The sequence below is a fragment of the Streptomyces sp. BR123 genome (genome assembly GCF_013401435.1).
Classification (GTDB): domain Bacteria; phylum Actinomycetota; class Actinomycetes; order Streptomycetales; family Streptomycetaceae; genus Streptomyces.
In genome coordinates, this window is the sequence record NZ_JACBGN010000070.1 from 1 (window position 1) to 13,089 (window position 13,089).

Here is a 13,089-nt window from a genome sequence, read left to right on the forward strand (position 1 = left end):
ATGTGCTGGTCACAGCCGTTACACGGCCATGACAGGAATCCCACGCTCCGGCTGCACAAGATCCGTAGATTTCTTTTCAGCAGCCCGCCAGAACTCACCGGATGAATGCCCGACAGAGAAACCGCGGCATGCGACTCTCCCACCTACCCACGACACAGCTTCCAGGAGTCGTTATGCGTACCGCCGTCCGTACCTCGATCGTCACCGCCGCCCTCGCCGGGGCGCTGCTGGCCCCCGCCGCGGTCGGCGCGGCCGGTGCGTTCGCCGCCCCGGCCGCCGCACACGGTGTGACGTCGGTGTACGGAACCGTCTCGGACGACGACCGATACGCGGGCGAGCCCGTCTACCTCGGCGAGGGTCTGGTCGCGGTGCTGCGGAACGGGGCGGAGGGCCCCGAGGCCTGGATCCGGTTCGTGGGCTCGCAGTGGAAGCCCGGCGACGTCTACATGGTCCACGTGCTCACGGTCCTGGACCGGACCCACCCCAGCGACACCGCGAACGGGCTGCTGCTCTCCCTCACCGGGGCGGACACCTCCGCCCCGGTGCTGACGGTCACCAAGGACGCGGTCACCGCCTCCTACCCGCTGCCTAAGGCCGGGACCGCGAAGGCCCCCGAGGCGCCGAAGGCCACGGAGTCCCCGGTCGAGCCGGCTCCCGAGGCCCCGAAGAAGGCCCCGAAGACGCCGAAGACCCCGGCCGCGACGGTCAAGGACCGCTACGACGGCGAGGTCGTGCTCGTCGGCAAGGGCCGGATCGCGGTGCTGCGCAACGACTCCGAGGGCCCCGAAGTCTGGATCCGCGCCGTCGCCGAGAACTGGAAGCCGGCCGACGGCCGGGCGGGCCGCGTCCTGGCGACGCTGAACCCCTCCAGCCCCCACGCGGTGCTCGACGGCACCGAGTACCGGCTCGCCAGGACGGACAACGGCCGCTACGGCCTCACCGTCCACGTGCAGGGCGAGGGCGCCTCGGACTTCTACCTGCTGCCGGAGGCCAAGACCTCCGACAAGACCGTCGCCAAGACCACTGCCGTGGTGAAGCCGGCCGCCGACGTGAAGCCGCAGACGGTTGCGCAGACGGTGGTCGTGCCGCAGGGCGCGGTCGCCGCAGGCGCCGAGATCGCGGCCGAGGACACCGACAACAGCACCACCCTCGCTGCAGGCGGCGGCCTGATCGCGATCCTCGCTGCGCTCGGCGCGGCCCGGACCGCCCGCAGCCGCGCCGACCGCAAGCGCGCCTGACCCGTACCGCCGGCCGTGCCTCCCGGCCGGCCCACCGGACGGGAGGCACGCCCCGCGTGTGCCTCCCCGCACCACCCCGCATCACCCCGCACCACCGGCACCACCTCAGAAGGCCCCGGCCCTCCTCAGGCCACACCGCACCACCCACACCCCATCCGGCGGGCCGCCCCAGTGGCGGCCCGCCGGGCTGTTTCCCGGAGCACCTCCATGGCCCACCGCCCACGCCCGCCGCTCGCCGCCGCCCTCCTCGGACCGGCCGCCCTGCTCTGCCTGCCCGCGCTGACCGGCTGCGCCGGCGTCCCCGCCGCCCCGGCCACGCCGCCGCCGCACGTCGCGGCGGCGGCGTCGGCCCCCGCGCCCGCGGCCTCTGCAGGCACCCCCGCCGGGCCCGCGGCCCCACTGCCCGCCTCCGAGCCGGTCCGGGTCCGGATCCCGGCGGCCGGGGTGGACACCGGGCCGCTGCTCACGCTGGGCGTGGCCGCCGACGGCACGGTCGAGGTGCCCTCCGTACCGCAGGCGGACCGGATCGGCTGGTACACCAAGGGCGTCACGCCCGGGGAGACCGGTCCGGCCGTGTTGATCGGGCACTTCGACACCGCCCGGGGCCCGGCCGTCCTGCGCAACGTGTCGCGGATCCGCACCGGCGACGAGATCACGGTGGACCGGGCGGACGGCAAGGCCGCCGTCTTCCGCATCCGGGAGCTGGAGCAGGTCGACAAGAAGCACTTCCCGACCGCCAAGGTCTACGGGAACACCGCCGGCCCGGAACTCCGGCTGATCACCTGCGGCGGGGAGCTCACCGACGGCCACCGCCCCGACAACATCGTCCTGTACGCCGATCTCGTGAGCTGAGACGCGGTGAGGCAGAATCGGGCGCATGAGCAGCCAGCAGCCCGATGACGAGCCGGTCTACGACGACCGGGTCTACCGCTCCCCCATGGCCGTGGTCACCGGGGTCCTGCTGCTGGCCCTGATCGCGTGGCTGTGCGGGGACGCACTGGTCCGCGGATCGGGCAGCGCCCGCTGGTTCGCCGCGGCGATCGCCCTGAGCGCCGTGCCGCTGACGGTGGCGTTCACCATCCGCCCGGCCGTCTTCGCGAACGAGGACCGGATGCGAGTGCGCAACCCCTTCCGGATCATCGAGCTGCCCTGGGCCGCCGTGGACGCGGTGCGGGCCGGGTACTCCGCCGAGGTGCTGGCCGAGGGGGCGAAGTACCAGCTGTGGTCGGTGCCCGTCTCGCTGCGGGAGCGGAAGAAGGCGAACCGGCAGCAGCTCAGCCGTCGCGGCGGGCTCTCCGGCAAGGGCCTGACGGCTCAGGACAAGGGCGCCGGCGGACCCAACGGCGCCGCGGCGCCCGCCGAACCGCAGCGGGCGCACGCGGACCAGGTGGTGGAGGAGCTGCGCGAGCTGGCCGAGCGCGGTGCCACGCGGGCCGGGGCGCAGGGCAGTGTGCGCGTGCGCTGGTCCTACGAGGTCATCGCGCCGGCCGTCGTGGGAGCCGTGCTCCTGATCGTGCTGCTCGCCCTCCGTTAGACCGTCCTTCCGGTCATCTGCGGCTCACCAGCGCAACGGCTCCTTGTCGGTGCACAGGGCCCAGATGATGAACACGGCCACCGCGATGACGACGAGCGCCCACAGCGGCTGGTAGGGCAGCCACAGGAAGTGGACGATCACGGTCAGCGAGGCCAGGACGATACCGGCGATCCGGGCCCAGTTCGCCCCTTTGAGCAGGAAGATGCCGACGATCAGGACGATGATGCCGAGGATCAGGTGGATCCAGCCCCAGCCGGTCAGGCTGAACTTGTAGATGTAGTTGCCGATGCGGGTGAGGTAGAGGATGTCGTCCTGGGCGATGGCGGCGATGCCTTCGATGATCGCGAAGACACCGTTGACCACCATCAGGACGCCGGCGAGCACCGTGCCGCCGGTCGCCCAGGGGTGTGTGGCGCCGGGTTTGCCGGCGGGTGCGGGCGTGGGAGTGGTCGTCATCGCGCCACCTCGCCTCTCGCTCGAATGGGTGGGGGCCATTCGAGCGTGCGGTCCCTTTGCCCGCCCGGCGACCGGCAGTGGGCCGAACGGGTGACATCCCGCGCTGCTGCCGCCCGGTTCAGATCTCGCAGGCCAGCTGGACGTTCGTACCGCTCTCTCCGTCGCAATCGTCCGTGCCCGCGCCGCCGTTGAGGGTGTCGTTGGCGGGGCCGCCGCGCAGGTAGTCGTCGCCGGCGCCCCCGGTGACGAAGTCCATGCCGCCTGCGGAGCCGATCGAGTCGTTGGTGAACTGGGCGTCGGCGTTGTCGCCGATGAGGCGGTCGTTCCCGCCGCGGCCGTCGATCACGTCGTTGCCCGCGGTTGCGCCGGTGGGATCGCCCAGGCCGCTGTCCCCGGCGAGGACGACCTCGCTCGCGCTGCCGCCGACGATGCGGTCGTTGCCGGAGCCGACGGCTCTGCCCGAGTAGGTCTGGTGGTCGCCCCAGGCGCCGAAGCCGCCGTCCTCGCCGAGGTCGATGACGTCGTCGCCGCCGCTGCCGCTCACGTTGCCCAGGATCGAGGTGCTGTCGCCGGTGGCGAGGCCGTTGTCCCCGGGGCCCTCCAGCAGGACGTCGTCGCCGGCGCCGGTGGCCTCGTAGAAACCGCCCGAGTCGCCGGTGAGGCTGTCGCTGTCCCGGCCGCCTTCCAGTCGGTCGCTCGCGCCGCCGGTGGCGCGGTCGCCGACGCAGTCGCCGGTCAGGGCGTCCTCTCCGTCGCCGCCGAACAGCAGGTCGGCGGCGGCGCCGTTCGCGGTGCCCTGGACGGCGTAGTGGTCGCCGATCAGCGAGTCGCCCTCCGCCCCGCCGACGAGGCGGTCCCGGCCGGTGGGACCGGTGGCGTCGCCGCTCCAGGCGATGTCGTCGCCGACGAGCAGGTCGGTGCCGGCCCCGCCGTCCGCCTGGTCGTCGCCCGCGCCGCCCGCGATCTGGTCGTCCCCGGCCCCGCCGATCAGGACGTCGTCGCCGCCGAGACCGCAGATCTTGTCGTCGCCGCCTCGGCCGTCGAAGACGTCACGGCCCTCCGTGCCGATGAGGACGTCGTCCCCGGGGGTGCCGACGGTGCCCGTGGCGGTCGCGTTGAAGCAGGTCGCATCCGCCGCGTGGGCCGGGGTCATGCCGAACCCGGTCAGGGCGGCGGCCAGGGCGTGCGCGCCGGCCAGGGCGGCGATCCGCCGGGCGGGCCGGACGCGGCCCCTCCCGGCCCTTCGGTGTCCGAACATGGCTGCTCCCTTCCCGCACATCCGGTGTGCATCGACCCGCTCACTGTGCGTGATCGCGCCCGGAGTCCGCGAAGGCTCGTCCACATCCCTGGTGTTTTCATCCGATCGGATTCTCATCAGTCCCCACCGGCCGGGGCATTTCGGAACCGAAACCACCACTCACTGCGTCCTCGCCGGTGTGCAGCGTCATGAGGTCGGCCCCCGCGCCGCCACCGCCATACACCTGCGGCTCCGGCTCCTCGGCGGGGGTCTGCTGGTCGCCCATCTGCTCCTCGTCGGCTGGCTCACCCTGCGCCCCCTGGACGTGCCCTGGGCTGCCGCCCCGAACCTGACCCCCTTCGACGGGATCAGGGCCGACCTCGCGCGCGGGCCGCTGGAGGCCGCCCGCCGGATCGGCGAGTGCCTGGCGCTGCTGGCCCCGCTCGGTGTCCTGCTGCCCCTGGCGGGCGGGAGCCTGGCGCCCTCGCCGCTGGCCGCGTGGTCCTCGCTGGCGCGGACGGCCGCCGCGGGCGCGCTGGTGTCGATCGGCATCGAGATGCTGCAGAGCGCCGTCCCTGGCCGGGTCCCCGACGTGGACTCGGTGCTGCTGAACACGCTCGGCGTGGTGCTGGCGCACGCGGCCGTCGTCCCGGCGCTGCGGGCGCGGCTGCGCCGCTCGCAGCAGGCCAGGAATTCCCCGCTCCCTCAGGGATCCACCCCGAGAATTTCCAGGGTCGGGCTGGGACCCTGGACCGACGTCCTGTCAGCGGTGCCGCGGGAGTATTGAGGCATCGCGGGAAACCCCCGCGCATGCGACAGAGGAGACCCCATGAGCGCCCTTACGCGCCCCCGTGACGGCCGTTGGATCGGCGGCGTCTGCGCCGGCCTGGCGCGCCGATTCGGAATTTCCGCGAACACGATGCGGCTGATATTCGTCGTCTCGTGCCTGCTGCCCGGCCCGCAGGTCCTGATCTATCTGGCGCTGTGGCTGCTGCTGCCGAACGAGAAGCCCTCGTCCGCCGCCTGGTGACCCTCCGCCGGTCCGCGGTCAGCCGGTGCGGCGGACCTTCTCCAGTTGCTTGTCCGTCACCTCGTGCGGAACCCGGGCCTTCTGCCCCGCGCCCGCCACGTTGAGGGCCATCAGCCGTACGACGGTGTCGCCCTGGCGTACGACGACCACGTGGACCTGGGCCGAGACGCCCTGGGCGGAGGCAGTCGTGGTCCAGCTGACGGTGTCGTCGCCGGCGGTCCGGTAGTCGGTCGCCCGCACGTCGCGGTAGCCGCCGCTCTGCTTCCCGACGGTGGCCGCGAAGCCCGTACCGCACGCGGCGACCGCGTCCTTGAGGCGGGTGACCAGTGCCTTCGCGTCGCGTTCGGCGTACGAGCTGACGGAGGCGGAGACGGCGAGCCCGACCGCCTTGTGCGAGCCGATCCCGCGGTTGACGGTCTCGCGCGCGGCCGGGTCAGGCTCGTCGCCCATGATGTCGGCCAGCGGCTGGCAGGCCTTGCGATCGGCCTGGGGCTGGCCGTCGGGGGCGTTCGGGCTCTTGGCCCGCGCCGAGACCTGGTAGCCGGGCAGGTCGCCCTGTGCGAGGGCGGCGCGCTCCAGCCTGGTTCCGCCGGTCTTCGCCGGGGCTGCGGCGCCGGACGGGGATCCGGCGTCCGGCGAGGCCGCCGGCGTCCCGGCCGGGGCGGAGCCCTTCGGGTCCGGGGCCTTCCCGCCCGCGGGGGCGTCCGTACCGCATCCGACGGCGCCCAGCAGGAGGGCGGGCAGCAGGGCGGCGGCGGCCGCTCGGGCCGTGCTTCGGGGCATCGGGCGCATGACCGGTGACCTCTCCCCCGGCTGCCGCCGGGTGGTACCCCCGCCCGTACGTCGGCGGGCGGCTGGCGGGGATCCCGGCACGGCGCGCCGCGCGACGCACACCCGGTCGAACCGGCGTGCGCCCCGCGTGCGCGCGTACGGACCGTCGCGGATCCCGGGGTGGATCGAGCGGGGCATCAAGCGGGGATCAGGCGGGCTCGGGCAGGGGTCAGGAGCCGCCGAGGGCGCCGACCGGCAGGCCGCCGACCAGGGGGCCGACGGTGTCGGTCAGCTGGGTGACCGTGGCGCCCGGGTCGCCGGCGTCCTGGCCCTGGGGGCTCGCCTGCTGCTGGACGGGGAGGCCCTGGAGCGCGCCGGTCGCGGTGCCCAGCGCGTCGGTCACGCCGATGGCGGGCACGGCGGCCGAGGCGGTCCCGGCCGCGACGGCGGCGAAGGCGGCTCCGAGGGCGGCGGCACCGAGGGTCTTGGCAGCTGACTGCTTCATGGAGGTAAGTCCTTGGGACGGGGGAATCGGGGCGGCTCCGCAACCTAGCCACTCGAAACCGCCGCCCGCAAACATCCTCAAATACGAGAAAGCGCCCGCGGATCGTTCTCCGCGGACGCTTTCCCTCGGTCAAGCCGTGGCCTAGGACGAAACAGAACCACTGGTGGAAGAGGTCTGCCGGAACAGCCATTCCGACTTCAGCTCGGCATATCCGGGCTTGATCACGTCGTTGATCATGGCCAGTCGTTCATCGAAAGGAATGAACGCGGACTTCATGGCATTGACGGTGAACCACTGCATGTCGTCGAGCGTGTAGCCGAAGGTGTCGACCAGGTGCTCGAACTCGCGGCTCATGCTGGTGCCGCTCATCAGCCGGTTGTCGGTGTTGACCGTCAGGCGGAAGTGCAGCTTGCGCAGCAGGCCGATCGGGTGCTCGGCGTACGAGGCGGCCGCCGCGGTCTGCAGGTTCGACGTCGGGCACATCTCCAGGGGGATGCGCTTGTCCCGCACGTACGAGGCCAGCCTGCCCAGCTTCACGGATCCGTCCTCGGCGACTTCGATGTCGTCGATGATCTTCACGCCGTGGCCGAGGCGGTCCGCGCCGCACCACTGCAGCGCCTGCCAGATCGACGGCAGGCCGAAGGCCTCGCCCGCGTGGATCGTGAAGTGGTTGTTCTCGCGCTTGAGGTACTCGAACGCGTCGAGGTGGCGGGTGGGGGGGAACCCGGCCTCGGCGCCGGCGATGTCGAAGCCGACGACGCCGTTGTCGCGGTAGCGGTTGGCCAGCTCCGCGATCTCCAGGGCGCGGGCGGCGTGGCGCATCGCGGTGAGGAGGGCGCCCACGCGGATGCGGTGGCCGCTCTCCCGCGCCCGGCGCTCGCCTTCGCGGAAGCCCTCGTTCACGGCCTCGACGACCTCTTCGAGAGTGAGGCCGGCCTCCAGGTGCTGCTCCGGCGCGTAGCGGACCTCGGCGTAGACGACGCCGTCCTCGGCGAGGTCCTCGGCGCACTCGGCGGCGACGCGGAAGAGCGCCTCCTTGGTCTGCATGACGGCGCAGGTGTGCGCGAACGTCTCCAGGTAGCGCGGCAGGGAACCGGAGTCGGCGGCGTCCCGGAACCACACGCCCAGCTTGTCGGCGTCGGTCTCGGGGAGCTTGTCGTAGCCGACCGCGCGGGCCAGCTCGATGATGGTCCCGGGGCGCAGGCCGCCGTCGAGGTGGTCGTGCAGCAGCACCTTCGGGGCGCGGCGGATCTGTTCCGGGGTGGGCAGTTCGGTGGTCTGGCTCGTCATCTGCGCACTCTAGTGCCTACGCGCGTAGAGCTGTGGCATGGCGGCCGTCCGATATCCAACAGAGACCGTACGGACGGGTCGCGTACACCTGTCAGTCTGAGACTGTTCCGCCATGTCTCATGATGCGCCCCCGGCGCGCGGGGCCCGCCTGGGGCGGGCGGCCGGCGCGAGCGGCCCGGTCCCCACGGTCAGCGGCGTCGTCCTCCTGCTCCCCGGGGTGACCCGGTGGCCCCCCGGCCCGGTACGGCCGCTCGCCCGCGCCCTGGCCCGGGCCGGCAGGGCGGAAGGCCTGGTCACGCATACCGTGGCGTACGGCGGGGAGGGCCCCAGGGAGGCGGACGCCCGGTGGGCGGCGGACGAGGCGGTACGCCGCTACGGGGACGTGCCGGTCTGCCTCGCCGGCCATGCGGCGGGGGGCCGCGCGGCGCTGCTCGCCGCGGGTCACGGAGCCGTCAACTCGGTCCTGGCGCTCGCGCCTTCGCTGGACGAGGCGGCCGGACCGGACACACCTGAACCGGTGAAGCAGCTCTCCGGCCGTCAGGTGCTGATCGTGCACGGCACGAACGACGCGCGCAGCGCCCCCGAAGCATCGCTCCGCCTCGCGGCACGGGCGAAGAAGGCCAACCGGTCGACGTGCCGCTTCGAGGTCCACTCCGACGGCCACCGGTTACGGGACCACCAGGCGGAAGTCGTGGCGCTGTGCGTGGACTTCGTCCTCGGGGCCCTGTTCACGGGCCGGTACTCGCGACCGGTGACGGACGCCCTGGCGGCCCCGCCGCCGCTGGGCCTGCGCATGCCGCTCGCCTCCGGGTTCGGGCGCTCGCTGCGGGGTTGAGGACGGCCCCCGGCGTTAGAGTGAGAGGTGGACTCGGGGCCCACCTCCGCACCCCTTCGGGAGGCGATGGGGCATGACCATCGTGCGCAGGAACTTCGACGACGCCGACGAGACGCGTCCGTTCGCGGACGACAAGGGCCGGCTGGACGTCATCCAGGCCGAGGGCGGGCCCGTGGGCCGCGCCGTGTTCGAGCCTGGCTGGCGCTGGTCCGAGCACATCAAGCCGCTCGCCGGCACCGACAGCTGCCTGTCCGCGCACACGGGGTACGTGGTCAGCGGCCGGATGCACGTCGTCATGGACGACGGGGAGGCCGACGACTACGGTCCCGGCGACTTCATGCAGGTGTCGCCGGGCCACGACGCCTGGGTCGTGGGCGACGAGCCGTGCGTGGCCGTCGACTGGACCGGTTTCGGCGACTACGCGAAGGCGGCCGGCGGCTGAGACCGTACGGAGGCCTGCGGCTACGACGCGGTCCCGGGGCGGGGGTCGGCGACGGGCGCCTCCTGGGCGGGCGCGTGCCACTCCGGGATCAGCCGGCCGCGCCGGGACAGCAGGAACCGCTTGAACCGGTCGACCGGAGGCGTGTCGGGGTGGCCTTCGAGCCAGGCGACGCCGATCTCGCGGACCGCCCGCGGGGCCGTCACCGTCAGCTCGACCACGCCCGGGCGGGGCACCGCCGGCGGCGGAAGCAGGGCCACGCCGAGGCCGGCCGCGACCAGCCCGCGCAGGGTCTCGGCCTCCTCTCCCTCGAAGGCGACCCGGGGGGTGAACCCGGCCTCGGCGCACAGGTCGTCGGTGATGCGGCGCAGCCCGTAGCCGGGCTCCAGGGTGACGAAGGTTTCCTCGGCGGCCTCGGCGAGGCGGATGCGCTTGCGGGTGGCGAGGCGGTGGTCGTCGGGGACCACCAGCCGCAGCCGCTGCTCGTCCAGCCTGCGGGCCACCAGGTCGGGGGCGTCCGGAAGGGGTGAGGTCAGGCAGAGGTCGAGTTCGCCGGCCCGCAGCCGCTCCAGCATCGCCTCGCCGTAGTTCTGGACCAGGGAGAAGCGGACGCCGGGGTGGTCGGCGCGGAAGGCGCGGATCAGGCCGGGTACGGTCTCGGGGCCGAGGGTGTGCAGGAAGCCGAACGCCACTTTGCCGTGGGCGGCGTCGGCGTCGTGCTGGACCGATCCGGCGGCGCGGGCGATCTCGGCGAGCGCCTTCTCGGCCGAGGCGAGGAAGGTCCGGCCCGCCGTGGTGAGCGCGACCGTACGGCCCGTGCGGGCGAACAGTGCGACGCCCAGGTCCTGTTCGAGACGGACCATGGCCCGGGACAGGGTGGACTGCGGGACGCCGAGCTCGTGGGCGGCGCGGGTGACGTGCTCGTGCCGGGCGACGGCGGCGAAGTACGCCAGCCGCGGGGCCAGCAAAGCTGTCACGGCCATGTCTTCTTCGTAACGGTTCATTGACATGCACCCCTCTGACCTTTGCTGATGCACCAGGGGATCGATTATCGCGATTTCGTGCATTGGACGCATGAAACGGGCCGGGTCTACGGTCGTCGCATGCCTCCCGTTCATACCGGGGCACCCGTGAGCACGGGTGCCTCCACCCCGTCGTCCCCGCAGGAAACCCCGGCCCCGCAGGCCCACGCCCCCGGCCGGCCCGGCTACCGCCGGATGAGCCTCGCGCTCTTCGCCGCCGGACTCGCGACGTTCGCCCTCCTCTACTCCACGCAGGCCCTGCTGCCCGCCGTCTCCGAAGGCTTCGGGGTGACGGCCGGTCAGGCCAGCTGGACCGTCTCCGCGGCCACCGGCGCGCTCGCCCTCTTCGTCCTGCCGCTCAGCGCGCTCTCCGAGCGCTTCGGCCGGACCCGGATGATGACGGTGTCCATGGCGGTCGCCGTCGGCGTCGGACTCCTTGTGCCGTTCGCGCCGAACCTGGAGTGGCTGGTGGCGCTGCGCGCCGTCCAGGGCGCGGCGATCGCCGGCATCCCCGCCTCCGCGATGGCGTACCTGGCGGAGGAGGTACGGCCCAAGGCGCTCGTGGGCGCGATCGGCCTGTTCGTGGCGGGCAACTCCATCGGCGGCATGAGCGGCCGCCTCGTCACCGGCTGGGCGGCCCAGGCATGGGGCTGGCGGGCCGGCCTGCTGGCCGTCGGTGCGATGGCGCTGGCCTGCGCGGCCGCGTTCTGGGTGCTGCTGCCGCGGGCGCGGTTCTTCCGCCCGGCCTCGCTCGACCCGCGTGCGGTCGGCGCCGCCGTCGCCGGACACCTGCGCGATCCGCTGCTGCTGCGGCTGTACGGGATCGGCGCCCTGTTCATGACCGTCTTCGGCGCCGTGTACACCGTCATCGGCTACCGCCTCGCCGACGAGTTCTCCCTCGGCCAGGGCGCGATCGGCTCGATCTTCCTGATCTACCTGGTCGGTACGGCCTCCTCCGCCGCGGCGGGCCGGCTGGTGGCCAGGATGGGCCGGCGCGGCGCCCTGTACCTGGCGGTGGCCACCACCGCCCTGGGGCTGCTGCTGTCGCTGGCCGCCTCGGTGGCCGCGATCACCGCCGGGCTCGTCCTGATCACCGCGGGCTTCTTCGCGGGCCACGCCGTGGCCTCCGCCGCGGTCAGCCGGACCGCCGTCTCGGGCCGCGCCCAGGCCTCCGCGCTGTACCAGTCCGCGTACTACCTCGGCTCCAGCGCGGGCGGCACGCTGGGCGCGCTCGCCTACCACTCCGGCGGCTGGGCGGCCACGGCCGGGATCGCGCTGCTGGCGGTGCTGGGCGTCGTGTCGATCACCCTGTACGGCTCGCACGCGGCCCGGTCGGAGCGGCGGCTCGTCGCGGCGCGCTGAAACCGCGCCGCGCACCCGGCGGTTCCCGCGCCGGGCTGCGGCTGTCAGACCCCTCCGGTAGGTTCCGTGACATCGGGAACGACCAGGGGGATCGACGCAGATGACGGACACCGCCAACCTCGCCGCCGACGCCGACGCCGGACTGGACGCAGCGCTCGACCGCTACCGCGTGGAGCTCACCGGCTACTGCTACCGCATGCTCGGCTCCTCCTTCGACGCCGAGGACGCCGTCCAGGACACGTACGTCCGCGCCTGGCGCGGCTACGGGAAGTTCGAGGGGCGGTCCTCGCTGCGCTCCTGGCTGTACCGCATCGCCACCAACGTCTGCATGGACCTGCTCAGCGCCGGCAACAAGCGGGCCCGCCCCATGGACCTCAGCGCGCCGCAGCACCAGGCCTCCGCCGTGCTGAACGAGCGGCCCGAGGTGACCTGGCTGGAGCCCGTGCCCGACGCGCGGGTGCTGCCCCGGACCGCCGACCCGGCGGAGGCGGCGCTTGCGAAGGAGTCGGTGCGGCTGGCGTTCGTCGCGGCCCTGCAGCACCTGCCGCCGAAGCAGCGGGCCGTGCTGATCCTGCGCGAGGTGCTGGCCTGGAAGGCCGACGAGGTCGCGGCCCTGCTGGAGACCACGACCGCCTCGGTGAACAGCGCCCTGCAGCGGGCCCGGGCCACGCTGGCCGCCCGTCCCGCCCGCGACAGCGAGCCCGCCGACCCGCTGGACGCGGAGCAGGCGAAGCTGCTGGAGCAGTACGTGTCCGCGTTCGAGGCGTACGACATCTCCCGGCTCACCGCGCTGCTCCACGAGGACGCGGTGCTCTCCATGCCGCCGTTCGACCTGTGGCTGCAGGGCCACGCGGACATCGCCGCGTGGCACCTGAACCAGGGCATCGGCTGCAAGGGCTCCCGCCTGGTCCCCACCACGGCCAACGGCCTGCCCGCCTTCGGCCAGTACCGGCCCCGGCAGGACGGCCGCCCGGGCCACGTCCCGTGGGCGCTCCAGGTCCTGGAGGTATCAGACGGGCGGATCACCGGGCTCAACGCGTTCCTGGACACCGACCGCTGGTTCCCCCTCTTCGGGCTCCCCGAGGAGCTGCCCCAGTCCCATGAGGCCGAGCAGGGCGCGTAGTTCGGGGCCGGCGCCGGTCACCGTCAGGGCGCGGCCCCGGCGGCGGGCGGCCAGGCGCAGCCGGGCCAGCGTCTCGACGGCGGCGGGGGCGGGCGGACCGGCGAGCGCGCCGACGTCGCACTCCACGGCGCCCGCCCCGGCCGCGTACAGCTCGGTCAGCCGCCGGCACGCCGCGTCCGCGCCGCCCGCTCCCACGTCGGGCCCGGTCAGGACCAGAATCCGGTTCGTCATGCCTGTCCGACCGGCC

Annotated in this window: 16 protein-coding genes; 9 read left to right on the forward strand and 7 right to left on the reverse strand. The window is 73.6% G+C overall.

Annotation, left to right across the window (positions count from 1 at the left end):
- Positions 1–173: 173 nt before the first annotated feature.
- The 3 genes from HYE82_RS14100 to HYE82_RS14110 all read left to right on the forward strand — a co-directional run bounded on the left by HYE82_RS14100 (position 174) and on the right by HYE82_RS14110 (position 2,772).
- A complete protein-coding gene (locus HYE82_RS14100) occupies positions 174–1,238 on the forward strand; it encodes a hypothetical protein (protein WP_179174376.1) in 1,065 nt (354 codons plus the stop codon).
- 207 nt (positions 1,239–1,445) lie between these two features.
- The gene (locus HYE82_RS14105) at positions 1,446–2,090 is read left to right on the forward strand and encodes a class F sortase (RefSeq protein ID WP_179174377.1); all 645 of its coding nucleotides are present in this window, start codon (positions 1,446–1,448) and stop codon (positions 2,088–2,090) included.
- Between the two features lie 25 nt (positions 2,091–2,115).
- Positions 2,116–2,772 (forward strand): PH domain-containing protein, encoded by a 657-nt coding sequence (locus HYE82_RS14110; protein ID WP_179174378.1) that lies wholly within the window; start codon positions 2,116–2,118, stop codon positions 2,770–2,772.
- A 24-nt stretch (positions 2,773–2,796) separates the two neighbouring features.
- On the opposite strand, the gene HYE82_RS14115 is transcribed toward HYE82_RS14110, so the two are convergent.
- Together HYE82_RS14115 and HYE82_RS14120 are read right to left on the reverse strand one after the other, a co-directional pair.
- Positions 2,797–3,228, reverse strand: coding sequence for a hypothetical protein (locus HYE82_RS14115; protein ID WP_179174379.1), 432 nt, complete (start codon positions 3,226–3,228; stop codon positions 2,797–2,799).
- A 118-nt stretch (positions 3,229–3,346) separates the two neighbouring features.
- A complete protein-coding gene (locus tag HYE82_RS14120; protein WP_179174380.1) occupies positions 3,347–4,486 on the reverse strand; it encodes a calcium-binding protein in 1,140 nt (379 codons plus the stop codon).
- A gap of 178 nt (positions 4,487–4,664) precedes the next feature.
- Here HYE82_RS14120 and HYE82_RS14125 point away from each other — a divergent pair, with 178 nt between their 5' ends.
- Both HYE82_RS14125 and HYE82_RS14130 read left to right on the forward strand, forming a co-directional pair.
- Entirely contained in the window at positions 4,665–5,252 is a 588-nt protein-coding gene (locus HYE82_RS14125; RefSeq protein ID WP_179174381.1) for a VanZ family protein, read from the forward strand.
- A gap of 42 nt (positions 5,253–5,294) precedes the next feature.
- The gene (locus tag HYE82_RS14130; protein ID WP_179174382.1) at positions 5,295–5,495 is read left to right on the forward strand and encodes a PspC domain-containing protein; all 201 of its coding nucleotides are present in this window, start codon (positions 5,295–5,297) and stop codon (positions 5,493–5,495) included.
- Positions 5,496–5,513: 18 nt separating this feature from the next.
- On the opposite strand, the gene HYE82_RS14135 is transcribed toward HYE82_RS14130, so the two are convergent.
- From HYE82_RS14135 to HYE82_RS14145, 3 genes are all read right to left on the reverse strand, one after another.
- Entirely contained in the window at positions 5,514–6,278 is a 765-nt protein-coding gene (locus HYE82_RS14135; protein WP_256987212.1) for a hypothetical protein, read from the reverse strand.
- 217 nt (positions 6,279–6,495) lie between these two features.
- Positions 6,496–6,771, reverse strand: a complete 276-nt coding sequence (locus tag HYE82_RS14140; protein ID WP_179174384.1) for a hypothetical protein — start codon at positions 6,769–6,771, stop codon at positions 6,496–6,498.
- Positions 6,772–6,912: 141 nt separating this feature from the next.
- Positions 6,913–8,061 carry an adenosine deaminase gene (locus HYE82_RS14145; protein WP_179174385.1) on the reverse strand — a complete coding sequence of 383 codons (1,149 nt, stop codon included), beginning with the start codon at positions 8,059–8,061 and terminating at the stop codon, positions 6,913–6,915.
- A gap of 112 nt (positions 8,062–8,173) precedes the next feature.
- Between HYE82_RS14145 and HYE82_RS14150 the strand changes: the two genes are divergently transcribed.
- Entirely contained in the window at positions 8,174–8,896 is a 723-nt protein-coding gene (locus HYE82_RS14150) for an alpha/beta hydrolase (RefSeq protein ID WP_179174386.1), read from the forward strand.
- 73 nt (positions 8,897–8,969) lie between these two features.
- Positions 8,970–9,338: a cupin domain-containing protein gene (locus HYE82_RS14155; RefSeq protein ID WP_179174387.1), complete on the forward strand. Its 369-nt coding sequence runs from the start codon at positions 8,970–8,972 to the stop codon at positions 9,336–9,338.
- 20 nt (positions 9,339–9,358) lie between these two features.
- Here the strand turns inward: HYE82_RS14155 and HYE82_RS14160 are convergent, their stop codons facing one another.
- The gene (locus tag HYE82_RS14160; RefSeq protein ID WP_179174400.1) at positions 9,359–10,375 is read right to left on the reverse strand and encodes a LysR family transcriptional regulator; all 1,017 of its coding nucleotides are present in this window, start codon (positions 10,373–10,375) and stop codon (positions 9,359–9,361) included.
- A gap of 63 nt (positions 10,376–10,438) precedes the next feature.
- Between HYE82_RS14160 and HYE82_RS14165 the strand changes: the two genes are divergently transcribed.
- Entirely contained in the window at positions 10,439–11,719 is a 1,281-nt protein-coding gene (locus HYE82_RS14165; protein ID WP_179174388.1) for an MFS transporter, read from the forward strand.
- Between the two features lie 100 nt (positions 11,720–11,819).
- Entirely contained in the window at positions 11,820–12,842 is a 1,023-nt protein-coding gene (locus tag HYE82_RS14170) for a sigma-70 family RNA polymerase sigma factor (protein WP_179174389.1), read from the forward strand.
- On the opposite strand, the gene HYE82_RS14175 is transcribed toward HYE82_RS14170, so the two are convergent.
- The gene (locus HYE82_RS14175) at positions 12,729–13,073 is read right to left on the reverse strand and encodes an STAS domain-containing protein (protein WP_179174390.1); all 345 of its coding nucleotides are present in this window, start codon (positions 13,071–13,073) and stop codon (positions 12,729–12,731) included. The two genes, HYE82_RS14170 and HYE82_RS14175, sit on opposite strands and share 114 nt — an antisense overlap.
- Positions 13,074–13,089 lie beyond the last annotated feature (16 nt).